21 protein-coding genes and 2 pseudogenes are annotated in these 22,856 nt (G+C 64.9%); 16 read left to right on the top strand and 7 right to left on the bottom strand.

Annotated features, from left to right (window positions below; genetic code table 11):
- Window positions 1-102 precede the first annotated feature (102 nt).
- From OB916_RS02635 to OB916_RS02585, 11 genes are read left to right on the top strand one after another with little or no spacing between them, the layout of a single operon-like run.
- The gene (locus OB916_RS02635) at window positions 103-678 is read left to right on the top strand and encodes a hypothetical protein (RefSeq protein ID WP_315907721.1); all 576 of its coding nucleotides are present in this window, start codon (window positions 103-105) and stop codon (window positions 676-678) included.
- Window positions 675-1,337, top strand: a complete 663-nt coding sequence (locus tag OB916_RS02630; RefSeq protein WP_315907720.1) for a QcrA and Rieske domain-containing protein — start codon at window positions 675-677, stop codon at window positions 1,335-1,337. Before OB916_RS02635 ends, OB916_RS02630 begins: the two co-directional genes overlap by 4 nt.
- Window positions 1,337-2,695 (top strand): cytochrome b, encoded by a 1,359-nt coding sequence (locus tag OB916_RS02625; RefSeq protein WP_315907719.1) that lies wholly within the window; start codon window positions 1,337-1,339, stop codon window positions 2,693-2,695. The genes OB916_RS02630 and OB916_RS02625 overlap by 1 nt, the downstream gene beginning before the upstream one ends.
- Window positions 2,688-2,870, top strand: coding sequence for a hypothetical protein (locus tag OB916_RS02620; protein ID WP_315907718.1), 183 nt, complete (start codon window positions 2,688-2,690; stop codon window positions 2,868-2,870). The genes OB916_RS02625 and OB916_RS02620 overlap by 8 nt, the downstream gene beginning before the upstream one ends.
- Entirely contained in the window at window positions 2,863-5,703 is a 2,841-nt protein-coding gene (locus tag OB916_RS02615; protein WP_315907717.1) for a nitrate reductase subunit alpha, read from the top strand. The genes OB916_RS02620 and OB916_RS02615 overlap by 8 nt, the downstream gene beginning before the upstream one ends.
- On the top strand, window positions 5,703-6,752 hold the full coding sequence (narH, locus tag OB916_RS02610; RefSeq protein WP_315907716.1) for a nitrate reductase subunit beta: 1,050 nt from the start codon (window positions 5,703-5,705) through the stop codon (window positions 6,750-6,752). The genes OB916_RS02615 and narH overlap by 1 nt, the downstream gene beginning before the upstream one ends.
- A gap of 54 nt (window positions 6,753-6,806) precedes the next feature.
- On the top strand, window positions 6,807-7,640 hold the full coding sequence (locus OB916_RS02605; RefSeq protein ID WP_315907715.1) for an ethylbenzene dehydrogenase-related protein: 834 nt from the start codon (window positions 6,807-6,809) through the stop codon (window positions 7,638-7,640).
- Window position 7,641: 1 nt separating this feature from the next.
- Window positions 7,642-8,319 (top strand): molecular chaperone TorD family protein, encoded by a 678-nt coding sequence (locus OB916_RS02600; protein ID WP_315907714.1) that lies wholly within the window; start codon window positions 7,642-7,644, stop codon window positions 8,317-8,319.
- Window positions 8,312-9,160, top strand: coding sequence for a phosphate ABC transporter permease (locus OB916_RS02595; protein ID WP_315907713.1), 849 nt, complete (start codon window positions 8,312-8,314; stop codon window positions 9,158-9,160). Before OB916_RS02600 ends, OB916_RS02595 begins: the two co-directional genes overlap by 8 nt.
- A complete protein-coding gene (locus OB916_RS02590; RefSeq protein WP_315907712.1) occupies window positions 9,157-10,059 on the top strand; it encodes a HEAT repeat domain-containing protein in 903 nt (300 codons plus the stop codon). Before OB916_RS02595 ends, OB916_RS02590 begins: the two co-directional genes overlap by 4 nt.
- Window positions 10,060-10,061: 2 nt before the next feature.
- A complete protein-coding gene (locus OB916_RS02585) occupies window positions 10,062-11,303 on the top strand; it encodes a P-loop NTPase (protein WP_315907711.1) in 1,242 nt (413 codons plus the stop codon).
- A 57-nt stretch (window positions 11,304-11,360) separates the two neighbouring features.
- Here OB916_RS02585 and OB916_RS02580 read toward each other — a convergent pair whose 3' ends face one another.
- A complete protein-coding gene (locus tag OB916_RS02580) occupies window positions 11,361-12,635 on the bottom strand; it encodes a PAS domain-containing response regulator (protein WP_315907710.1) in 1,275 nt (424 codons plus the stop codon).
- A gap of 121 nt (window positions 12,636-12,756) precedes the next feature.
- Window positions 12,757-13,011, bottom strand: a complete 255-nt coding sequence (locus OB916_RS02575; protein WP_315907709.1) for a DUF2249 domain-containing protein — start codon at window positions 13,009-13,011, stop codon at window positions 12,757-12,759.
- 157 nt (window positions 13,012-13,168) lie between these two features.
- On the opposite strand from OB916_RS02575, the gene OB916_RS02570 reads away from it, so the two are divergent.
- Both OB916_RS02570 and OB916_RS02565 read left to right on the top strand, forming a co-directional pair.
- On the top strand, window positions 13,169-14,290 hold the full coding sequence (locus tag OB916_RS02570) for a TIGR04053 family radical SAM/SPASM domain-containing protein (RefSeq protein WP_315907708.1): 1,122 nt from the start codon (window positions 13,169-13,171) through the stop codon (window positions 14,288-14,290).
- A gap of 19 nt (window positions 14,291-14,309) precedes the next feature.
- The gene (locus OB916_RS02565; RefSeq protein ID WP_315907707.1) at window positions 14,310-15,632 is read left to right on the top strand and encodes a hypothetical protein; all 1,323 of its coding nucleotides are present in this window, start codon (window positions 14,310-14,312) and stop codon (window positions 15,630-15,632) included.
- 37 nt (window positions 15,633-15,669) lie between these two features.
- On the opposite strand, the gene OB916_RS02560 is transcribed toward OB916_RS02565, so the two are convergent.
- From OB916_RS02560 to OB916_RS02540, 5 genes are all read right to left on the bottom strand, one after another.
- A complete protein-coding gene (locus tag OB916_RS02560) occupies window positions 15,670-16,251 on the bottom strand; it encodes a hypothetical protein (RefSeq protein WP_315907706.1) in 582 nt (193 codons plus the stop codon).
- A complete protein-coding gene (locus tag OB916_RS02555) occupies window positions 16,248-16,907 on the bottom strand; it encodes a hypothetical protein (protein ID WP_315907705.1) in 660 nt (219 codons plus the stop codon). The genes OB916_RS02560 and OB916_RS02555 overlap by 4 nt, the downstream gene beginning before the upstream one ends.
- 75 nt (window positions 16,908-16,982) lie before the next feature.
- Complete coding sequence (locus OB916_RS02550) at window positions 16,983-18,920, bottom strand: heavy metal translocating P-type ATPase (protein ID WP_315907704.1); 1,938 nt, start codon at window positions 18,918-18,920, stop codon at window positions 16,983-16,985.
- A 12-nt stretch (window positions 18,921-18,932) separates the two neighbouring features.
- On the bottom strand, window positions 18,933-19,148 hold the full coding sequence (locus OB916_RS02545; protein WP_315907703.1) for a heavy-metal-associated domain-containing protein: 216 nt from the start codon (window positions 19,146-19,148) through the stop codon (window positions 18,933-18,935).
- A 282-nt stretch (window positions 19,149-19,430) separates the two neighbouring features.
- On the bottom strand, window positions 19,431-21,716 hold the full coding sequence (locus OB916_RS02540) for a nitric-oxide reductase large subunit (protein WP_315907702.1): 2,286 nt from the start codon (window positions 21,714-21,716) through the stop codon (window positions 19,431-19,433).
- Window positions 21,717-21,940: 224 nt separating this feature from the next.
- Between OB916_RS02540 and OB916_RS02535 the strand changes: the two are divergent.
- The 3 genes and pseudogenes from OB916_RS02535 to OB916_RS02530 all read left to right on the top strand — a co-directional run.
- A pseudogene (locus OB916_RS02535) lies at window positions 21,941-22,222 on the top strand (pterin cluster protein); the annotation flags it as partial.
- Window positions 22,219-22,371, top strand: a pseudogene (locus tag OB916_RS16975) (RNA-guided endonuclease InsQ/TnpB family protein); the annotation flags it as partial. The pseudogenes OB916_RS02535 and OB916_RS16975, both read left to right, overlap by 4 nt.
- A gap of 203 nt (window positions 22,372-22,574) precedes the next feature.
- Window positions 22,575-22,811 (top strand): DUF2249 domain-containing protein, encoded by a 237-nt coding sequence (locus OB916_RS02530; RefSeq protein WP_315907700.1) that lies wholly within the window; start codon window positions 22,575-22,577, stop codon window positions 22,809-22,811.
- Window positions 22,812-22,856 lie beyond the last annotated feature (45 nt).

The following is a 22,856-nucleotide window of genomic DNA, read 5'->3' as shown; positions in this document are numbered from 1 at the left end:
TCCCTCAGGCGTTAGGTCGAGGGCCTACACCGGACGGGTGTGTATCACTGGTAGAGCCCGTACTGTGTCGGCCGGCACGTCGAGCAGTACGGTCACTGAACCATGAACAGGAAGACACTCGTCATCGCCGCGGTGGTGATCGCGGTCCTCTTGCCGATGTGGTACGTCGCACTGCACGGCGAGCCGCCGTCGGAGGAGATCGCGATCGACCAGAGTGTCTCGGAGATACAGCCTCTCGACGGGGTCCTCGACACGCCGAACAAGCTCTCGCCGAGCCAGGTCGGCGTGATCGTCTGGGTCGCCCTGTTCGGGCTCTTCGGGACACTCGCTGCGGTCCACCGCTTCATGAACCGGGCAGTGAGACCACCTGATCCGGACGCCACCACGGACGGTGGCCGGACGGGGTGGTCCTGGATCGACACCGACCACCGGTGGGTGGTCGAGTACCACGACGCGACCGAGTCCGTGGAGGGACTGGCAGCGATGGGCGGTCTGACAGTGCTAGCGATCGTCTTCGCCGCGCTGTTCACCGGCGAGTATCTCACGCTCGCGCGCACTCAGTACTTCGGGCTGTACGCCACCGGGATGTTCCTCTCGCTGGCACTGCTGACCGTGGCGTATTACGCCTGGTTCCTCCCGCACGTCGAGGTCGCCGAACAGCGAGGGCACGAACCATGACCGGATCGCACGACGACCAGTGGGACGAACACGACGACCAGGGGCACGGTGAGCACGATCACGACGATGACAGTCGCGGACAACCGAGCATCTACACTGACGTGCGCGCGCAGGTGCGCCGCCGCGACTATGCGAAGGCGCTGGCGACGGTCGGCGGACTGACGGCGATCGCTAGCCTGGCGGCACCGCTGGCGAGCTTGCAGCGCGTCTTCGAGCGCGAATACACCGGCCCAGTCTACGGCGACGGGATCCCGCTGGTCGACGGGAGCGGCGAGCGAATCACGGAAAACCGCCTCAGCGACGGCGAGCAACTCACCGTCTTCCCGGAACCGCGACCGGGGCTGGAGGACGCGCCGACGCTGCTCGTCCGGTTCCCCGAATCGGAGTACGGCGGCGAGACCAACATGGCGTTCACCGCTGGCGGGTACGCCGCCTATTCGAAAGTCTGTACGCACGCAGGCTGTATGGTCGACGATCGGGAGAACTCGACGTGGGTCTGTCCCTGCCACTACGGCAAGTTCAACCCGAAGAGCGGGGCGAGAGTCGTCGGCGGTCCCGCACCGCGGCCGCTCCCGCAGCTGCCGATCACCATCTCCAGCGAGGGATATCTGGTCGCGACCGGTGACTTCGAGGGCCCCGTCGGGCCCGGAGGTGAGTGATGTCGCTGTCGAGCGCACTCTATCGGTGGTTCGACGACCGTCTCGATCTCGGCGACGCCGAGGAGTACGCGGGCAAGGCCTTCCCCGCAGAGGATTCGTTCCTGCTGGGCGAGGTCGCGCTGTTCAGCTTCGTGATGCTCGTGCTGACGGGGATCTTCCTCGGCTTCTTCTTCGAGCCGTCGACTTCCCAGACGACCTACGAGGGCTCGGTCGTGAAGTTCCAGGGCGAGGAGCTGCCGGCGGCGTTCGCGTCGGTGTTGCAGATCACCTACGACGTGCCCTTCGGCATGTTCATCCGCCGGTTCCACCACTGGGCGGCGCACCTGTTCGTCGCCTCGATCGGCCTGCACATGCTGCGCGTGTTCTTCACGGGCGCGTATCGCAATCCCCGCGAACCAAACTGGATCGTCGGGACCGGCCTGGCGATCCTGGCGATGGGCGGCGCGTACACCGGCTACGCGCTGCCGTTCGACGAATTCGCCGCGACGGCGACGGGGATCGGCTACAACGTCGCCACGTCGATCCCGATCGCTGGCGACGCGATCGGGAAGATCGTCTTCGGCGGGTCGTTCCCCTCGAGCGCGACGATACCGCGCATGTACTTCCTGCACGTGCTGGTGATTCCGCTGTTGATCGCGGTCGGGCTGGCAGTACACATGGGCGTCTTGATCCGCCAGAAGCACACCGAGGCCCAGCGCGACGACGACGTCGCGCCGACCGAGACGAGAGGGAAGACCGTCGATCGCGACGACGATACGGTCGTCGTCGGCCTGCCGGCGTTCCCCAACCAGGCGGCGGTTTCGGCCGTCGTGTTCTTCCTGACGCTGGCGACGCTGTCGATTCTGGCGGGCTTCCTGCCGGTTCACAACATCGCCGAGTACGGGCCACAGAACCCCGCCGGAACTCCTGCACTGATCATGCCGGACTGGTTCTTCATGTGGCTGTACGGATTCTTGAAGGTGCTACCGTCGGGGCTGTCGTTCACGATCCCGGGCATCGGGATCCACGTCAGCACGGAGTTCATCGGTGGCGTGCTGCTGCCGACGCTCATGTTCCTGGTCATTTTCGCCTGGCCGTTCATCGATCGGGACGACGAGCCGGTTCACTTCACCGCGGATCCGCTCGATCGGCCCTGGCAGACCGGTCTCGGCGTCGCGGCGGTCGTGTTCGTGATGATCGCTTCGATCGCGGGGATGAACAACCTGCTCGCGGAGGCAGTCGGCCTCAGTACGGACGTTCTGAACCCGACTCTGCTGGCCGCGATGATCGTCGGCCCGATCGCGGCGTTCGGGATCGTCTACCGGACGCTACAGGTACCCGACAGCGACGCTACCCCGGAGGTGCCTGCCGATGACTGAACTCGAACTGCAGACGCGGACGTATCGACACGTAGACATCGCGAGCAAACTGCTCGGACTGGCGCTGATCGCGGCCGGCCTGGAAGTCGGCCCGGTCAGCGCGGCCGGAGCGGTGCTCGTGACGCTCGGAATCGCACTCGGAACAGCAACCGTCTTCATCCAGACCAATGAGTAGCAACGACGATCCGGACGACGTCTCGCGCCGTGACTTCATGAAGGGAGTCGGCGTGGCGAGCGTCGTCGGCGCGACGGGCGCAACGATAGCACAGCAGGGCATGAACCACCTCGAACTGGTCGACGATCCGATCGGCTCCTACCCCTACCGGGACTGGGAGGACTTCTATCGCGAGGAGTGGGACTGGGACTCAATCGCCCGGTCGACACACAGCGTCAATTGCACCGGCTCCTGTTCGTGGGACGTCTACGTCAAGAACGGTCAGGTATGGCGCGAACAGCAGGCCAACGACTACCCTCGATTCGACGAGGATCTCCCGGATCCGAACCCACGTGGCTGTCAGAAAGGGGCCTGTTACAGCGATTACGTCGACGCCGAGCAGCGCGTGAAATACCCGCTCAAGCGTACCGGCGAGCGCGGCGATGGTCAGTGGAAGCGGATTAGCTGGGACGAGGCGTTGCGGGAGATCGCCGAACACGTCATCAACGAGGTGACTGAGGGGCGATACGACGCCATTTCGGGTTTCACGCCGATCCCGGCGATGAGCCCCGTCTCCTTCGCCTCGGGAACGCGGCTGATCAACCTACTCGGTGGCGTCAGCCACAGCTTCTACGACTGGTATTCGGACCTGCCGCCGGGCCAGCCGATCACCTGGGGCCACCAAACCGACAACGCCGAGAGCGCCGACTGGTACAACGCCGATTACATCATCGCGTGGGGTAGCAACGTCAACGTCACGCGCATCCCCGACGCGAAGTACTTCCTCGACGCCGGCTACGACGGTGCCAAGCGGGTCGGAATCTTCAGCGATTATTCCCAGACGGCGATCCATACCGACGAGTGGCTCAGCCCGAACCCGGGGACCGACACTGCGCTCGCGCTGGGGATGGCCCGTACCATCGCCGAGGAAGGTCTGTACGACGAGGACCACCTCAAAGAGCAGTCTGACATGCCGTTGCTCGTCCGGGCGGACACCGGGAAGTTCCTGCGGGCCAGCGAGGTCCCGGGACTCGGCGAGGACGTCGACGATCCCGAGAAAGTGATGGTCATGCAGGACGGCGAGGGCGAGTTGCGGATCGCGCCCGGCTCGCTCGGCGACCGCGAGGCCAAGTACGACGACAGCAAGTCGATCGAACTGGACTTCGATCCCCAGCTGGACGTCGAGACGGAGGTGACGACCACCGACGGGCAGGTTCCCGTCCGGTCTGTATGGGTCAATCTCAATGAAGAGCTGTCGAACTACACGCCCGAGTACGTCGCCGAGGAGACCGGCGTCGGCGAACAGACCCACCAGAAGATCGCCAGGGAGTTCGCCGAGGCGGACGCCGCGAAGATCATCCACGGCAAGGGGATCAACGACTGGTATCACAACGACCTGGGCAACCGCGCGGTCCAGTTGCTCGTCACGCTGACCGGCCACATCGGCCGCAACGGTACCGGCGTCGATCACTACGTCGGCCAGGAAAAGATCTGGACGTTCAACGGCTGGAAGACGCTGTCGTTCCCCACCGGCAGCGTCCGTGGTGTGCCGACGACGCTGTGGACCTATTTCCACGGCGGGATCCTCAATAACACCGACGAGGATACTCGATCGAAGATCCTGAAATCAGTAAACGAGGGATGGATGCCGGTCTATCCCGAGAAGCGCGAAGACGGCTTCCGGCCGGAACCGACGACGATGTTCGTCTGGCGGGGGAACTTCTTCAACCAGGCCAAGGGGAACGTCGCCATCGAAGAGGTTCTCTGGCCGAAACTCGATCTCGTGGTGGACATCAACTTCCGGCTGGACTCGACGGCGCTGTACGCGGACATCGTCCTGCCGGCCGCGAGCCACTACGAGAAGACTGACCTGAACATGACGGACATGCACACCTACGTGCACCCGTTCACGCCGGCAGTCGAGCCACTCGGTGAGGCAAAGACCGACTGGCAGATCTTCAGAGAGCTCGCAGCGAAGATCCAGGAGATCGCAGAACGGAGAAGCATCGACTCGGTCCAGGATCGCAAGTTCGACCGCGAGATCGACCTGCAGTCGGTTCACGACGATTACGTCCGCGACTGGGCGACCGGCGAAGAGGGCGCCCTCGAAGACGACGAGGCCGCCGCCGAATACATCCTCGAACACTCGGAGGAATCTAACCCCGAAGACGGCGACCACATCACGTTCGCGGACACGGTCGAACAGCCACAGCGGTTCGAAGCCGCCGGCGACCACTGGACCTCTGACCTCGAAGACGACAAAGCCTACGCCCCCTGGAAAGACTTCGTTCAGGACAAGGAGCCGTGGCCGACGTTCACGGGCCGCCAGCAGTACTACATCGACCACGACTGGTTCCTCGAATACGGCGAGCAACTACCGACGCACAAGCGACCACCGGAACAGCAGGACCAGCGGGAGTACCCCCTGCGGTACAACACGCCCCACGGCCGGTGGTCGATCCACTCGACGTGGCGCGACAGCGAGAAGATGCTGCGGCTGAACCGCGGTGAACCGGTCGTGTTCATTCACCCCGACGACGCGCAGCGACGCGGGATCGAAGACGGCGATCGCGTCGAGATCTACAACGACCTCTCGGAGATCGAAGCGATCGCCAAGATATACCCCTCCAGCGAACCCGGCACGGTCCGAATGTGGTTCGCCTGGGAGAAATACCAGTTCCCCAATCGCGAGAACTTCAACTCGCTGATCCCGATGTACATGAAGCCGACCCAGCTGGTGCAATACCCCGAAGACAGCGGCGAACACCTGCACTTCTTCCCTAACTTCTGGGGGCCGACCGGCGTCAACAGCGACGTTCGCTGTGACGTGCGACCCAAGGGGGGTGAGGACTGATGGCTCACGATAACATCGAGATCGCCGACGGGGTCGACCACCAGGTCGCGATGGTGATGGACCTCAACAAGTGTATCGGCTGTCAGACGTGTACGGTCGCCTGCAAGACCCTCTGGACCGAACGCGAGGGGACTGAGTACATGTACTGGAACAACGTCGAGACCCGTCCCGGGAAAGGGTACCCGCGAAACTGGGAGCAGAAGGGCGGTGGCTGGGAATCCGAAGAACACACCCAGCGGACGCCGGGCGAGATCCCCTCGAGCGAAGACTACGGCGAAGCCTGGGAGTTCGATCACGAGGGCATCCTCAAAGAGGGCGAGGACAAGAAGCTCGCCCCCGAGGGCGGCAAGCCCGAGTGGGGACCCAACTGGGACGAAGACCAGGGTGCGGGCGAACACCCCAACAGCTACTACTTCTACCTGCCGCGGATCTGCAACCACTGCACGCATCCCTCTTGTGTCGAAGCCTGTCCGCGCCAGGCAGTCTACAAGCGCGAGGAGGACGGGGTGGTCCTGGTCGATCAGGACCGCTGTCGCGGCTACCGGTACTGCGTCGAGGGCTGTCCCTACAAGAAGATCTACTACAACGCCGTCTCGAAGAACTCCGAGAAGTGCGTGTTCTGCTACCCCCGAATCGAGGGCGAGGGGCCGGACGACGAGGTACACCCGCCGGCCTGCGCCGACCAGTGTGTGACCCAGCTCCGGCTGGTTGGCTATCTGGACGATACCGATGGGCCGATCTACAAGCTCGTCGAGCAGTACGAGGTCGCGCTCCCGTTGCACCCGGAGTACCAGACGACCCCGAACGTCTACTACATCCCGCCGTTTGCACCGCCACAGCACTCCAGGGACGGCGAGACGGTCGACGCGGAGCGGATCCCGCGGTCGTACCTCGAACAGCTGTTCGGCGACCGGGTCAACGACGCCCTGGAGACGATCGAACGAGAGCGACAGAAAGTCGAACGCGGTGGATACAGCGAACTCATGGAGATCCTTCAGGACACCAATCCGGCTGAACAGTACAGACTGGAGGTGTTCGACGATGTGTGAACGAAGCGAACAATCGTCGAGCTCGCCAGAGCTTTGCTCTGGAGGTGTTCGACGATGACTGACCGATCGACGTGGACGTTCGTCGCGCTTGCGGCACTACTGGTCGTCGTCGCGGGCGCGATGCCGCTGCTCGCGGACGCTAGACCGGCGTACGAGATCCCGTCACCGACAGTCGAAGACGACCTCGACGGGACGGACGCCTCGGGCTGGGAGGATGTCCCGGCCGCTGAAGTGCCGCTCGAATCCGCGCCGAGCGGGCTGCCGAACGCCGAGATGGTCTCGACGCGGTCTGTCGAGGTGCAGGCCGCTCGCTCCGATGGCGAGGTCTACCTGCGCATGCAGTGGCAGGACGAAGAAGCCAGCGAGAGCGCCAGCGCACCACAGGCCTTCGCCGACGCGGTCGCGGTCCAGATCCCGGCCGATCCCGGCGTGCAGCCGGCGATCGCGATGGGGAGCCAGTCGAACCTCGTGAACGTCTGGTACTGGAACGCCGACACCGGCACCGAGGAGCTGCTGGCCGGCGGGCAGGGATCCACGACGGAGTTCGAAGACGCCTCGGTACAGACGTGGGCCGAACACACCGGGAGCGGCGAGGACGGCACCTGGACTGTCGTGTTCAACCGACCTGTCGATCCGGCGGGTGACAATCGGACGGCCATCACCGGCGGCGAGGATCTCGATATCGCCTTCGGCGTCTGGGACGGCGGCAATGCCGAGCGATCCGGTCACAAGGCCGTCAGCGAGTGGTACTACCTGCCGCTTGCCGGCGACTCGGGCGGGCCACCGTTCGAGTCGATCCTGTGGGCGATCGCCGGGATCGCGATCGTCGCCGTCGTCGTCGTGACCATACAGGGCATCCGACGAGTGCGAACCGGCGGAGGTGAGTGACGTGGCGACCCGGAGCGACACCGCCGACACGTACGACCGGGACGCCGCGGCCAGGAGCGCACTGTACGCACTGCTTGCGCGCGCCTTCGACAACCCCGATCGGGAGTTCCACGCGGCCGCGACCGACGGAGATCTGGCGAGGGAGGTCGATACCTACCTCGAACGGTCGTCGCTGTCTGTCGAGCGTCCGCGCCTCGAAACAGAGCAGGGATACGAGGAGCTCTGTGGGACGTACAACCGGCTGTTCACGCTCGGCCACGCCGAGTACACCGACCGGACCGACGGCTCCCTGGAGAGCGAGGGGCCGCCCGTCCCGCTGTACGAATCGAAGTACCGCGACGTGGACTGGAACGCGATCAACGTCGATCTCGCACGCGCTTACGAGCACTTCGGGCTGTCTGTGTCCAGCGAGGAGCGCGACCACCACGACAACCTCAGGCTGGAACTGGAGTTCGCGGCCTATCTCGCCCGGCGCGAGGCCGCAGGCGAGACCGACGCCGCCCGCGCACGCCGGGACTTCCTCGATCGACACCTCGACCCGTTCGCGACGGCGCTCGAACGGCGTCTCGAAGACGTCGAGGCGACGTTTTACGCCGACCTGGCTCGACTGCTCGAACGGGTCGTCTCCAGCGACAGCCGCGACCTGCGGGAGCGCTACGGGGCGAGTGACCATGACTAGGGTAGCGACTGCCGACGCGTTACCCGAGCTGCGCAGTCTCGACGTCGACACGCGTCTCGTCGCTGGGGTCTTCGGACTCGCCGGCGCGGCCGGACTCCTCGTCGCGCGCGTTGCCCTGAACGCGAATCTCGCGTCGGGCGTCGCAGGATCGATGGGGACGCTGCAGCTCCTGGCGACGCTCGGTCCGGCGCTGGGCGCGCTCGTCGTCGCGACCGCTACTGACGACGCCCCGGAGCGGATCGGCCTCGCGTTCGTCGGCGTGTTCGGCCTGCTGGCGGCGATCGTCCCGGCAGCAACGACGGCTGCGGTCGTCGCAGTCGTCGCCGGTGGCTCGCTCGCCGTCGCCAGGCGCTGGCGGCAGGTCGATCGCTCCCTCGACTGGCACGCGCTGCCCGTCGTGGCGCTCGTGTCGGCGGTCGCCGTCTCGCTGGCGGCCGGCATCGGCGTCGCGTCGGCGACGCTGTGGCCGATCGGGACGAACCTCGCGTTGCTCGGCGCGGCGGCCACACCTGCGCTGCTCGGGCACGGACGGACCGACTGGGCGTTCGGTGGCCTCGTTGCGGCAGTGCTGGTCGCGATCGGGCTGAGCGCACCCTTTGTCACCGGCGCAGTGACGCTGATCGGCGGTGGCGTCGTCGGCGCGTCGCTGCTCGTCCTCGCCGTCGGGCTGGCCGGGCTCACGACGACCGCCAGCGCGGCCGCACGGACGCGCCACTGGCACGCACTCCTCGGGGCGGGACTCCTCTTTGCCGCCGGCGTCCCGGCCTCGCTGCCGCGGGCGCTCGCAGTCGTGCTGGGCGTGCTGCTGCTGGTCGAGCGCCGAGGAGGTGTCTCGGCGTGACCGATCCGGACGACTTCCAGCCCGACGCCACGTCGGAGTCAGGGTTCGACAGCGACGACCTGGCGGACCCGGAACTCGGGGCCTCGGAGAGCGAGCACCCCGAAGCGGACGGCCCGCCGGACCCGCAGCTCGATCCCGCGAAGAGTCCCGGATTCGACGCCGAGATCGAATCGCTGGCCGACATCGAAGTCGGGCGCGACGACGTCACGATCGGTACGGCGACGCCGGCGGAACTGACCGTCGCCGACACGACGCCGGTCGCAGACGACGGGCATGCGGAGCTCCTCGAAACGCTCGAAACGGGCCCGGCTCCGAAACGACGGCGGGCGGCACTGGCGCTCGCCGAGCGCGAGCCGATCGACGCCGTCGTCGACGCGCTGGCCACGCGGGTCCACGAGGACCCCGATCCGGACGTTCGCCAGTTCGCCGTCGAGGCGCTGGGCGACCTCGGGGCCGATGTCGCGTCGACGGTCGCCCGCGAGGCGCTCGACGATCCGAACCCGTGGGTCCGTGCGGAGGCCGTCGTCGTCCTCGACGGTCGCGATCGGCGGGCACACGCTGACGCGATCGAAGCACGGCTCGAAGACGAGCATCACGCCGTGCGGCGCAACGCCCTGCTGTCGCTGTCGAAACACAGCGGGGCGGACCTGCTGGAGACGCTGCTCGCGTTCGAGGACGACGACAGCGAACGCGTCCGCGAGTGGGTCGCGGAGTTGCTCGGCGATTTCGACGACGAGCGGGCGCGAGCGGCGCTCGACCGTCTTCGTGATGATGACAGTGACATCGTCGCCGAGGCGGCCACGCACGCACTCGACAGCGACAGCGATCGTCGCGAGCTGTTCACCAGGAGTACCGTTCCGACCGACCAGCCGCGCCACGACGTCCCACCGGACCTCTGACAATGTCCACATCCGAACTCCCCGACGATCCCCACGAGGCGGTCAGAGAGGCGCTTTCGGAGGTGTCGGTGCCGGGTATCGAGTCGGATCTCATCAGCGCCGGCGTCGTCTACGAGATCGACCTTCACGGCGGCAATCTGACGGTCATCGTCGACATATCGCCGTATCCGGCGGCTTCCGACGAGAACGTGATGACCGCGATCCTGGAGGTGACTGAAGCGATCCCCGGGATCGAAAACGTCCAGGTCGAACAGGCCGGGCCGGACGCGGAGTTGCGAACCAGCGTCGAGGATTTCGACCGCGTGATCGCCGTCGCCAGCGCGAAAGGCGGCGTCGGCAAGTCGACAGTCGCGACCCATCTCGCGGCGGCGCTGGCGGCCGACGACGACGTCGCGCTGTTCGACGCCGACGTCCACGGCCCGAACGTCGATCGGATCCTCGACGTCGATGGACCCGTATACGCGACCGACGACGGGAATCCGATCCCCATCGCTCACGATGGACTGGAGCTGATGGGGATCGGACTGCTCCAGTCCGACGTCCCGCTGGCCTGGCGCGGCGCGATGGTCCACGACGCCGTTTCGGATCTGTTCGGCGACACTGCCTGGCGTAGCGACGGGACGCTCGTGATCGATCTGCCGCCCGGCACCGGCGACGTGGTGCTGACGACGTTGCAGGACGTGCCGGTCGACGGACTGATCGTGGTGACGACGCCGTTTCACACCAGCGTCGCCGACACCAACCGGACGATCGATCTCTTCCTCGACGAGGGCGTCCCCGTGCTCGGCGCCGTCGTCAACATGGCCGAGTTCACCTGCGACCACTGTGGCGAGCCGAACGACCTCTTCGAGGACAACCTCTCGGATCTCTCGACGGAGGTCCTGGCGACGCTCCCGTTCGAGGCGGAGTTCCAGGAGCGTCCCGAGGTCGGCTCCGCACCCGATGGGGTTCGCGACCTCGCCGAGGCGATCGAGACCGAGTTCGACGCGCTTGCGGCCTACGAACCGCCGGCAGACGCCGTCGACATCCGCGGCCTTGACCCCGAGCCGCGACGCGATCGGGTCCGGGAAACCTTCGAGACGCTCGAATCCGGCGAGCAGTTCCGCGTGGTCAGCGACCGCGATCCGACGCCGATCCGACAGTACCTCGCGAACCTCGCCGAGGTCGAACCGGCGGCGATCGAACCGTTCGAAGTACGCCGCAAGAGCCCGGACGCCTGGGAGCTGACGACGGTCCGCCCCTGACCCGATCGGTCTGTCCGAACGGATCCGTGTCGGACACGTATTTCCACCGTCCCGTTCTCAGGACTGGCCTGCACTGTGAATGTCTTCAGGTATGTCCATAATGAACCCTTCTATCTGAGTCACGTCTCCCCCGGTCCGTGCGGGCTGTCCCTGCTCCCAGACCCATCGCCGTTCGCCGGATCGCGTCTGGATCCGGTAGGTCAATTCGAAGGGCTCGCCGCCCGAGGTCGCCCGGTTGACGTCTTCCCAGACCCAGTTTCTGTCTTCCGGGTGGATGATATCATCGCCCCAGCTCACCGTGCCACGTTCGATCTCGTCGGCCGTATAGCCGGTCAACTCCTCCGCACGGCCGCGAACCATCTCCATCGGCCACCCCGGTTGTTGCTTGCACCGGTAGACGATCCCGGGCAGGTTGTTGATGATCGTCTGCAGCCGCTGTTCGCGTTCTTTCTGTTCGGTGACGTCGAACGAATAGCCGAGGAGTCCGACGACGTCGCCGTCCTCGTCGCGCCAGGGTACTTTCGACGTGAGGAAATATCTGCCCCGAGCTTCGTCGTAGGTTTCTTTGTCGATGATTCGCTCTCCCTCTTCGATAACCTGCATGTCGTCTTCGTACGCCTCTTCGGAGAATTCTTCCGGGACGTCGTACTCGACTTCCGTGTCCCTGTTGCCGATCCATCGCTCGGGATCGTCGTAGAACTCGCTGCTCACCCAGAGGTGGCGACCCTTTCGATCCTTGATGAACAGGTGAATCGGAACGAAATCGAACAGGGCGTCGAGGAGTCGTTTGTGGCGTTTCAACTCCTGTTCGCGCTTCTTTCGCTCCTCGATCTCGTCCCGGAGTCGTTGTTCGGTCGTTTCGAGCTGCTCGGTATACGCTTCCAGCTGTTGATTTTGCGCCGTGAGCTCCTGGTTCAGTGCCCGTAACTCGGCTTTCGTCTGGTGTTTCTCGATCTCGTTGCGGACAGCATCAGCCAATACGCTGTACTGAGACGTGGGATCGCCCCCCTTCTGGAGGTACCGATCGGCCCCGAAATTGAGCGCGTCGATCGCTACCTCCTCACGTCCTTTGCCGGTGAAGATGATGAACGGGATATCGCTATCGAAATCGTCTCGAATCGTCTCCAGAAAGTCGAGCCCGTCTACATCCGGCATTTGATAGTCGGAAATGATCGCATCGAACACTTCCTGGTCGAAGCGATCTATTGCCTCGGTCGCTGACGTAGCGGTCTCGACGATGAAACGGTCGTCTTCCCGAGGTAAGAACTCGGTGATCAGCTCCGAGATGCCCGGATCGTCGTCGACCGCTAGCACTCGGAAAGACTCGTCCATCTTCCGTACTTTGTCGAGGGTGGATCATAAATACCATACCTTGCCCGCACTCGGCGTGCGAGGCAGCGTCACGTCGCTCAGCGCCGAAGCCGCGGGGCGGGTCCACACGGCCAGTGACACGTCAGGGCACCCATATCGCAGTGTAGACCGGATCGTCGCCCACCGACTCGTGTTCGAGCCCTCGCTCCTCGAGTTTCGGGAACAGATGCTGGGGCGTTCGATCGTTGATCTGGATCAGGACGCGCTCGTCGAGATTGACGACTGCTTCGAGCGTCTCCTGAAGCGGCTTCGGCGGCGGGAGCTCGCGGACGTCGAGCGTTTCGTAATCGGGCCGATCCGGAACCACCTCGCTGTCGAGTACGACTGTCGGCTCCATACCTATCGCGTGTGTCCGCGTGCTGGCAACGGTTCACCCGAACGTGTTCGCCCGCGTTCGTTCTCCCGGATCCGATCGAGCGCACCACACCGAATCCGACGAATATGTTCGGGGCGCCTGACTCGGACGTGGCGCGGCAATCATCGGAGAGAGACGCATGCATCCTCGGGACATCGATCTGTCGGAACGGCCGTTCGTTCTCATCTGGGAGGTCACACAGGCCTGTGAACTCGAATGCAAGCACTGCCGGGCGGACGCCCAGCCCGATCGCCACCCGGGTGAGCTGACCACTGAAGAGGGAAAGCAACTGCTCGAAGACGCGAGCGAGTTCGGGGAGGGACAGCTCGTCGTGCTCTCCGGCGGGGATCCGCTCGTCCGGGACGATCTCGTCGAGCTCGTTCGGTATGGCGTCGATCAGGGGCTGTCGATGACACTCACGCCGAGCGGGACCGACGCGCTGACGCCCGAGATCGTCGACGAGTTGGCCGACGCGGGGCTGCGACGGCTGGCACTGAGCATCGACGGAGCGACCGCCCGAGCCCACGACGAGTTCCGGGGCGAACCGGGCAGCTTCGAGGGGACGGTTTCGATCGCGCGCTACGCCCGCGAGCAGGGGATTCCCCTCCAGATTAACACCACTGTCTGCCAGGAGACGCTCGCTGAACTGCCTGACCTGGCGGATCTCGTCGAAGAACTCGGCGCCGTTCTCTGGTCGGTGTTCTTCCTCGTGCCGATCGGTCGCGGGACGGTGCTCGATCCGATCGACCCCGACCGATCGGATCGCGTCATGGAGTGGCTGCTCGAACAGTCGGAAGCGCGTTCGTTCGGCATCAAGACCACCGAAGCTCCACACTACCGCCGGGTCGCGGTCCAGGCACGCCAGGGCGGCGAGGCCGTCGCACCCGCGACAGCCGACGAGATCGGTCGCCGGACGAGCATCCGGGCCGGCAACGGGTTCGCGTTCGTGAGCCACCGCGGGGACGTGTACCCGTCGGGTTTCCTCCCCGAGTCGGCTGGCTCGGTTCGGGAACGCTCGATCGTCGACATCTACCGGCACTCCGACCTGTTTACCGACCTCCGGGACGTCGAGAACCTGAAAGGCAAGTGCGGAGCCTGTGAGTACCGTGGCGTCTGTGGCGGCTCTCGATCGCGAGCGTACGCCTACACGGGCGATCCCCTCGAGAGCGATCCGCTGTGTCCGTACGTCCCGGAAGCATACGACGGGCCGCTGCCAGCACAGACGATCGACAGATCGATGTCGAGCCCGGCCGACGATTGACTGAGCGAGGACAGAGACGATGCAACAACTCTCGGGCGACCTCGATACCGACAGCCAGCCGCCCCTTGCGATCCCCGTCGCGCACTTCGTCGTCGGCGTGGCGATCCTCCTGCTCGGCGGTGCGATCGCCGGTCTGGGATCGTTCGTCCCGGGGATCGACCCCGCTGGAGCCGGATCGTTGCACCTCCTGCTGGCGGGCTGGATCGGCCTGACGATCATGGGCGCGATGACGCAGTTCGTCCCCGTCTGGTCGGGAACGAGTCTCCACTCCCGGCAGCTCTCGGTTGCCAGTCTCTGGCTGGTGGCCCTGGGCGTCGCCGGGCTGGTGGCGGGCTTTCTGTTCGAGTACGCGTGGCTGCCGATCGGTGGCGGCGTGTTACTGGTTGGGTTCTGGGTCTTCGCGTACAATATCGTGCGCACGCTTCCCGACGTGCGGACGTTCGACATTACCGAGGGGCACTTCGCGTTCGCGCTCGCCAGTCTGCTCGTGGCTACCGTCCTCGGCTGGTTGCTCGCCGCCGACATCTCCGTTCGGCTGCTCGGCGGGCTGATCGAGCCGTCGCGACTGCTGCTCGCACACCTGACGCTCACAGTCTTCGGGTTCGTCCTCGCGACCATCGTCGGGGCACTCTACCAGCTCGCCCCGATGTTCACGCAGGCCGAGAAGACGACTGTCGACGCTCACCTCGCGCACGTCGAGATGGTCTCGCTCCCGGGCGGGATCGCACTGCTCGCGGCCGGGCGGCTGCTCGGGTCGACTCGCGTCGCGACGATCGGCGGCGTCGTGTTGCTCGCCGGCGCACTGGCCTTTTCGGGATTTCTCGCCCGTCAGCTATGGCGGGCCCGCGTCGAAACCGGCCCGCTCTTGCGGCGATACGGCCTCGTGACGGCGTCGCTGGTCGGCTGGATCGCGCTCACGATCCCCTACTGGCTCGGCAATCCGATCTCGGTGTTCACGCGCTTTGGCGGTCCGACGGGGACGCACCTGCTTTTCGTCGGCGTGTTCACCCTGACAATCGTCGGGACGTTCTACCACGTTGTCCCCTTCATCGTCTGGTATCACCGCTACAGCGACCGGCTGGGATACGAGTCGGTGCCGATGGTCGACGACCTCTACGACGACCGGATCGCGACCGTCGAGCTCTGGCTGCTCGCGGCTGGACTGGCCGGTCTCTGGATCGGTGACGTACTCGCGACGACGTGGGTGGTCGTCGCCGGGGGGAACCTCCTCGGCGTGGGCGTGGTGCTGTTCGGCGCGAACATGGCCGGTGTCGTCTGGCGACACCGTCCGGAGACCGTCCGCGAAGTCCTCGTTACGCTGCTCGGGCGGTCCCCTGGATGAACCGGGAGAGAAGAGTTCGAACCGCCGAAAAATACTGTCAGAAGGGAAGATCTGCTTGCTCGTCCGTCGCCGGGTCCTCATCGAGTTCGCCGTCAGTGGCATCGGTCTGTAGTTGTTCGTTGATCGCGTCGCTGTGCTGGTGGAGGTCGGCGATCCGGACCTCGACCTGCTCGAACCCGTGGCGATCGGCAAGATCGTTGAGCGCGCGGTTCGCAGCGGTCGTGAGTACCTCACCCTGCGGGCAGAATGCGGTCGTCGGCGTGAACTCGACGTGCAGTACCTCGTCGTCTTCGGTCGCGTACCTGAACCCGGCGTCAGGGTGGCGCGGATCGAGGTTGAGCTTTGCAAGGTTGTACCCGAACGTCGTGTCGTAGACGCCCCGCTCCTCGAAAATGTCCCTGACTGTCCGGTGGATCTCGACGTGCTCCTCGCCCTCGAGCACTTCGTGGTCGGTCAGACGTTCCCCCGGCTCCGGGAGGTTCGACGGGACGAGCTCGTCGTACGCGTCGAAATCCGGTCCGCCACTGTCGCCTCGGCTGAACAGGCCCATCTTGACTCTCTGTTCGGTCTCTCCGCCCCTGTGGACTTTCCCGAACACGTTCGCACGTCGTTCGGTCACGTCCCCGTGTCGAGCGAGTGGACCGAAAACAGGTCGTCGTCGGCGAGAACGGCCCGAACGCGTCCGTGCCAGGCGTCGGCGAACGCCTCGCGGTCGTCCGCGGTCGCGGTTCCGTCGAGGATCCGCTGGAGGTGGCCGATCGCTGGGCCGCCGTCCGGAACGTCCCGGACGTGATAGACGACTTCGACGGTATCGCCGGTGTCAGTCCGCTGGAAGCGAAACGTCGGGTCGGGGCCCACTGGCTCGAACGCGTCGTACTTCAGCAGGTTCTGCCGGTCGCCGTGGCCGCCGCCCAGTCCTCCGAAGCCGTCGTCGCCCGCTGCGCCGGTCACGTACGAGACGAGTCGGCTCATCACGCCGTAGGTAGCGTCGTCGGACGGCCCGCCCGCGCGGACTTCGATCTCGCCTCTGACCGGGAGGCTGTTCGGATAGAGCGCGTCGAGACCGAGCTGTGTGATCCGGTAGGCGCCCGACGCCGTCGGACAGGAGTGGCCCGCGGTCTTCACCACGTCCTCGTAGGTGACGACAAACGGATCGCCGGGATCGAGGACGGCGAGTGCCTCGGCCGCGGGATCGCGGATCCTGATCGGTTCGGCGTCGTACTCGACAGCCCAGTTCGTGCTGTTCGTCTCGGTCGGAGTCGTGTGTTCTGTCATCGGTATTCGTGAATTGTCATCGGTGTCCGTGAATCGTGCTCTGTCATCGGTGTCCGTGGATCGTCTGTCTGTTTTTCAGTACCGCAGCAGTCGCATGCCGTTTCCGATCACCGCGAGGACGCTGGCCTCGTGGACGAGCATCCCCGAGGCGAGCGTGACGTAGCTGGTCAGCACGCCCGCGAGCAGCAGCGCGACCGTCGCGATCGCGATAGCGACGTTCTCGTAGACGTTCCGACGGGTGGCTTTGCTGAGCGTGACCGCATACGGGATGTGCCCCAGGTCGTCGGCCATCAGTGCCATGTCCGCGGTCTCGATGGCGGTGTCAGTGCCGGCCGCACCCATGGCGATTCCCACGTCTGCGGTTGCCAGCGACGGGGCGTCGTTGATCCCGTCGCCGACCATCGCGACGGTGTGATCCTCGCCGAGTTCCTCGACGATCGCCTGCTTGTCTTCGGGGAGTAACTCGGCGCGGTAGTCGTCGATCCCGACCGCCTCGGCGGCCGCGGTGGCGACCCGCTTGTTGTCGCCGGTCAGCATCGCCGTCTCGACGCCGGCCGCCCGTAGCGACTCGATCACGCCGGGGGCGGCCTCACGCAACTCGTCGCGTATGGCGACGACGCCGACGACGGCGGCATCGTCCGCGACCAGAACCGCGGTCTCGCCGTGCTGTTCGCGCTCGCGGACGTGTTCTTCGACGTCCGCTGGCACCTCGACATCACAGTCGTCGAGTAGCGTGCGGTTGCCGACGACGATCTCCCGCCCGTCGTGACGGGCGACGACGCCCTTGCCCGCGACCACGTCGAACTCGTCGGGGTCCGGGATCGAATACGACTCACCGGGAGGGCTTGCTGTCTCCTCGACCGCAACGGTACCTCCGTCGGCGACGGCAGCCGGCCGCTCGTGTGCCGCTTCGACGATGGCGTCGGCGAGGTGGTGTTCGCTCTTCTTCTCGGCGACGGCGGCGAGAGTCAGTGCCTCGCGGTCCTCGACGCCGAAGCCCTCGACGTCGGCAACGGTCGGCTCGCCTCTCGTCAGAGTCCCCGTTTTGTCGAACGCCACGAGGTCGATGGTCCCGGCCGTTTCGAGGTGTTCGCCGCCCTTCATCAGGACGCCGTTCCTGGCGGCGTTGCCGATCGCACTGACGACGCTGACGGGCGGCCCGATCACGAGCGCGCCGGGGCAGCCGATCACCAGCAACGTCAGTGACAGCATCGCGTTCCGCGTGACGGCAAAGGCGACGATCGACAGCGCGATCACGCCCGGCGTGTAGTACTTCGCGAAGCGGTCGATCAGCCGCTCGGTCGAGGACTGGGCCTCCTGAGCCTGCTCGACCCGGCGGATGATTCGCTGGAGGGTCGTGTCCGAGCCCGCACCGGTCGTTCGGACTTCCAGCGAGCCCGCCTGGTTGATCGTCCCGGCGTAGACCTCGTCACCGTCCGTCTTGTAGACGGGCGCACTCTCGCCGGTCACGGGAGCCTGATTGACGGCACTCTCGCCGGTGCGGACTTCGCCGTCGACGGGGAGCTTCTCGCCCGGCTTGACGACGACTGTCTCGCCAGTTTCGACCTCGCGGGCGGGCACCTCTTTCAGTTCCCCGTCCCGCCTGACGGTCGCCGTGTCGGGCGTCATCTCCAGCAGCTCCTGGAGGGCGGTGCGGGTCTTGCGCATCGTCCGTCCTTCGAGATACGATCCAAGCGAGAACAGGAAGACTACTGCCGCGGCTTCCCAGTACGCGCCGATCGCGATCGCGCCGATCGCTGCCAGCGTCACCAGGGTCTTGATCCCCAGCGTCCGGTTTCGCACCTCGTGATAGCCCTGTCTGGCGATGTCGTAGCCGCCGACGACCGCTGCGAGAATTAAGATTGCGACACTCGCAGTGTCGAGCCCGGCGAAGTACCCGATCGACCAGCCGCCCGCGTACAGGAGACCGCTGGTCGCGGCGATTGTCGCCGTCCGGTGTTTGGCGTAGTACCGATACCACTCGGTCGGCAGCCGTTCGGAGATGTCGATCACGCTCGACCCACCTCAGGCACGCTGGGGCGTGTACCCTTGCTGTTCGATCGTCTGTGCGAACGTCTCGGGATCGACGACGGTCGTGTCGTACTCGATCTCGACTCGGCCGGTCGCGTAGTGGACCTCGACGCGCTCGACACCCGCAGCGTTCTGCAGGGCACGCTCGACGGTACTCGCACACGTCGGACAGTCGAAGTCCAGTACGCGGAACTGTGTCGTTTCGCTCATTGCGTCCCTGTCTATGGACCGGCTTTCAAAAAGGATTTCTCAAATGATATGTTTGATTTGTTAAATAGGTGGTCGGGACGGTCAAACGGGTCGTCTAGGGCTTCGGCCGGGTGAGGTGGATTCATCTCGTCTCTGCGAACAGACGGATCTCGGCGACATTCGAGTTCTTTCCGGACCGCGTCGAAGCCGTCACCGCTGTCGCTCCGGTCACCACCAGGCGTTGTACTTCGGGTTGTCCCAGCCGCTGCCAATCCGCGCCGTAAATCGTTATAGCGGTCACGATCAGTCGTCGTCCAGCACGCCCCGCGCGACAGCCATGTCGTCGACGCTGGGGTCGTCAGCCGAGCTGCGGAGGACGAACCGCTTTCTGAGCAGATCGGCCACGTAGACGACGGTCCCCAGGATGAGCAGCGTGTCGCCGGGCAGTCGAGCCCAGAACAGCGTCTGCACGACGTCCTGGTTGTAGAACGCCAGACTCCGGGAGAGTGCGTAGCTCTCGGTGAACGCGGCGTCGAGCTGGAGGAAGCCGACCGGGAGCACCGAGACGAACACCATCAGCGCCAGGCCGACGTTCCACAGCCAGAACGACGCTCGAAGCCAGGACGCGTCCCAGCGTTCGGGTTCGATCGCGATCTGGAGCATGTACGCGACCATTCCCAGCGCGAGGAAGCCAAAGGCACCGAACATCGCCGCGTGGGCGTGTCCGACGGTGAGATACGTCCCGTGCTCGTAGTAGTTGATCAGCGGGAGGTTGATGAAGAAACCGAGGACGCCCGCACCGACGAAGTTCCAGACGCCGCTGGCGACGATGAACATGAACGGCAGTTTGTAGGGGAACGACCCGGTCTCGGTCATCGCCCGATACTGTCCCAGCGCCTCGTAGAGGATGAACACCAGCGGAATCAACTCCAGCGTCGAGAAGACGCTCCCGATCGGGATCCACATGTCGGGCATCCCGATCCACCAGTAGTGATGCGAGACGCCGATGACGCCGGTGCCCATAACCAGCAGGGCCTGTAGCATGACGGCCTTCTCGGCGCTACGTCTCGAGAGGAGGTTCATCGACACTAGCGTCAGCCCGACGATGGCGACGATGAAGAATTCGAAGGCACCTTCGACCCACATGTGGACAACCCACCAGCGCCAGAACTCGGTGACAGCGATGTTCGTCTCGGGCGTGAACAGGAAGCCGGCCGTGAACAGCAACGCGATGGACCCGCCGGCGTAGAGGATCATGTGAGCGAGCCCGTAGGGTGGTTCGCGGTCGAGCAGCGGCTTCAGCCCGCGAACGGACAGCGCCGCCCAGATGAGAAAGCCGGCCAGCAGACCGAACTGCCAGACCTTCCCGACTTCGAGGTACTCCAGCCCCTCGTTGCCCAGCAGCCACCAGAGTTCGCCCGGCAGGTGGCCGTTGGCACCGAGCCAGATCCCGGCCATGCCGCCGACCGTGACCACCACGATCGCTCCAAGCAGCCCGTCGACGAGCGTCGACTGGCGGTCGGGTTCGTGACCGGTCAAAAGCGGCGGCAGGAACAGTCCAGCACCGAGCCACGTCACGGCGATCCAGAGAATCCCCAGATCGATGTGCCAGGTCTTCGCGATGGCGAAGGGCAGCCACTGGAGGATGTCGAACCCGAGCAACTCGCCGATACCGAAGAACGCGTCGCGCTCGATGTAGAAGTGTGCGAGCAACCCGCCGAGGAGCACCTGTCCCAGGAACAACACCGCGGCGATCGGGATAAACCGCAACGCCGAGCGCTGGCTGGGGAAGACGCTCACGTCGCCCGGTTCCGGGACGGAGATGTCTGTCGCAGACGGTTCAGGTAGGTCGACCGACTTGTACAGCCAGATCGCGAACCCAGCCCCGGCGACCAGCAGCACCATTGCGATGACGCTCCAGAGCATCGCTGAGCCGGTAGCGTCGTTGCCGGCGCCGGGCGCGTAGGGCCACTCGTTCGTGTAGGAGTTCTCGCCGTCCGGGCGGTCAGTGTGAGAGAACCACGCCGTCCATAGTGCAAAATCCGCGAACTGACGGGCCCCCGCCTCCGAATCGATCATCTCCGAGGGAATCCCGCGTTCGGAACTCCCCTCGTGATACCGCTCGACGTACACCTCCTGGATCTGTTCGTGTGCGTATCGCTCCGCCGGCGAGTACTCGATGTCGCCGCCGTCGTAGCCGCTATCCAGGTCCTGTTTGACCACTTCGGCGATGGCAGCCTGCCGGTCGGACGGCAGCGATTCGTACCCGACGTCGAATCGCTCACGCGCGTAATAATCGCGCATGTGCGCTGTCTTTAAATCCAGCGTATCTGCAGTGTAGTCGACCCCGTAGTAGGCACCGTTGCCGAGGATCGATCCGTGGTTCATCAGACCGTGCTGCTGGAACTGCTCCTTTCCGTCTCTGATCTCCTCTTCCGTGACGACCGTCTGGCCGTCGGGGCCGGTGATCTGTTCGGGGATCGGCGGTGCTTCCTGATAGGCGAAGAACGCACCGGCACCCATCACGACCAGATTGAACACGAACGCAATGACGATCACGATCGCGATTGTCTTTCGTCGAAGCTCCATGTGCACCCTTTTGATAACCCCAAATATAGGGGGAACTGGCGTTCCCAGCCGCCTGGAGTGCGGGGGAATATATTCGACCGGCTTTCTTTTGCTTCCTGCAGGTAGCCGCTCGCTCGAATCGCAATCGTTCCCAATACGTTAAGGAATAATGACAGGTTGTTTCGATCACATCGAGCGGATATGAGCATCAAGTATCGGTCCAGCGTGCGCTCACGTCAGCAACGGTGGTAACGACAGTCGAGGTCAAGTGCACCGGCCACGTTCGGTCGGCAGTCGGCAAGGGGAGTTTCGAGTACACGTTCGACGGATCGTCGGTTCGGGAGTTTCTCAACGCCGTCGAGGAGTACGACGTCGCCGACATGCTCATCGGCGAGACGGAGGCCGACGCGACCGCACGCGGATGGGCACCCCTGGAAGGGGATCCGCCCGAGACGTGGAACAAGAACCCGGAGGGCGAACAGACCAGGGCGTTCGCCCGCGTCGCCGTCAACGGCCGGTTCAATCAGGGCGGACGGGCAACAGTCAACTTGCCCTGAAGTCGGGGACTGTGACGCCGAACCGAGGATTTGTCTCGTACTCTGCTCTAGAGTCAGAGGCGGAGTCCACCGACAAGCCCCACCCTCAACGAGCGAGGTCGTCGGACCGAGCGAAGTAGGGTGGGGTAGTTGACCGAACATCTCGACGGGCTCGATACGGAACTCGAGGACTGCGACCGGGTGGCACTGATGTATCCGTTCGTGTTTTGTTTCTAGCGGAGCGTCCCGACGGCGACGAGACGGTTGTACGCGTGGACTTTTCTGTCCTCGGCCGAACGTCATCGGGTAAATATACAGGTGCGGGACGGCCGTCAGTGCGTCTATGAGTTCAGACACGACAGAGACAGCGGACGAGCGACTCGACGTGCGGAACATCGATGGCGAGCCGTTCGGAGACATCATGGCCGCACTGGGCAGTCTCCCCGAGGGAGAAACGCTGTTGTTGATCAATAGCTTCGAGCCGGAACCGCTCTACGACGTCATCGAGAGTCGCGGGTTCACCTACGAGGCGACCGAAGTCGGATCCGACGAGTGGCACATCGAGATCGAACACGCGTAGCTGTTCTCGACCGGCCTCGCGAGAGAAGACACCTCTCGGCCACCA

This window comes from Halapricum hydrolyticum (genome assembly GCF_025517535.1).
Taxonomy (GTDB): Archaea; Halobacteriota; Halobacteria; order Halobacteriales; family Haloarculaceae; genus Halapricum; species Halapricum hydrolyticum.
This window is presented reverse-complemented; position numbering and strand designations above follow the sequence as displayed.

Excerpts from the sequence above, each read along its gene's own strand:
- OB916_RS02635 (WP_315907721.1), top strand. The coding sequence starts at position 103 with ATGAACAGGAAGACACTCGTCATCGCCGCGGTGGTGATCGCGGTCCTC.
- OB916_RS02630 (WP_315907720.1), top strand. The coding sequence starts at position 675 with ATGACCGGATCGCACGACGACCAGTGGGACGAACACGACGACCAGGGG.
- OB916_RS02625 (WP_315907719.1), top strand. The coding sequence starts at position 1,337 with ATGTCGCTGTCGAGCGCACTCTATCGGTGGTTCGACGACCGTCTCGAT.
- OB916_RS02620 (WP_315907718.1), top strand. The coding sequence starts at position 2,688 with ATGACTGAACTCGAACTGCAGACGCGGACGTATCGACACGTAGACATC.
- OB916_RS02615 (WP_315907717.1), top strand. The coding sequence starts at position 2,863 with ATGAGTAGCAACGACGATCCGGACGACGTCTCGCGCCGTGACTTCATG.
- narH (WP_315907716.1), top strand. The coding sequence starts at position 5,703 with ATGGCTCACGATAACATCGAGATCGCCGACGGGGTCGACCACCAGGTC.
- OB916_RS02605 (WP_315907715.1), top strand. The coding sequence starts at position 6,807 with ATGACTGACCGATCGACGTGGACGTTCGTCGCGCTTGCGGCACTACTG.
- OB916_RS02595 (WP_315907713.1), top strand. The coding sequence starts at position 8,312 with ATGACTAGGGTAGCGACTGCCGACGCGTTACCCGAGCTGCGCAGTCTC.
- OB916_RS02585 (WP_315907711.1), top strand. The coding sequence starts at position 10,062 with ATGTCCACATCCGAACTCCCCGACGATCCCCACGAGGCGGTCAGAGAG.
- OB916_RS02580 (WP_315907710.1), bottom strand. The coding sequence starts at position 12,635 with ATGGACGAGTCTTTCCGAGTGCTAGCGGTCGACGACGATCCGGGCATC.
- OB916_RS02575 (WP_315907709.1), bottom strand. The coding sequence starts at position 13,011 with ATGGAGCCGACAGTCGTACTCGACAGCGAGGTGGTTCCGGATCGGCCC.
- OB916_RS02570 (WP_315907708.1), top strand. The coding sequence starts at position 13,169 with ATGCATCCTCGGGACATCGATCTGTCGGAACGGCCGTTCGTTCTCATC.
- OB916_RS02565 (WP_315907707.1), top strand. The coding sequence starts at position 14,310 with ATGCAACAACTCTCGGGCGACCTCGATACCGACAGCCAGCCGCCCCTT.
- OB916_RS02555 (WP_315907705.1), bottom strand. The coding sequence starts at position 16,907 with ATGACAGAACACACGACTCCGACCGAGACGAACAGCACGAACTGGGCT.
- OB916_RS02545 (WP_315907703.1), bottom strand. The coding sequence starts at position 19,148 with ATGAGCGAAACGACACAGTTCCGCGTACTGGACTTCGACTGTCCGACG.
- OB916_RS02540 (WP_315907702.1), bottom strand. The coding sequence starts at position 21,716 with ATGGAGCTTCGACGAAAGACAATCGCGATCGTGATCGTCATTGCGTTC.
- OB916_RS02530 (WP_315907700.1), top strand. The coding sequence starts at position 22,575 with ATGAGTTCAGACACGACAGAGACAGCGGACGAGCGACTCGACGTGCGG.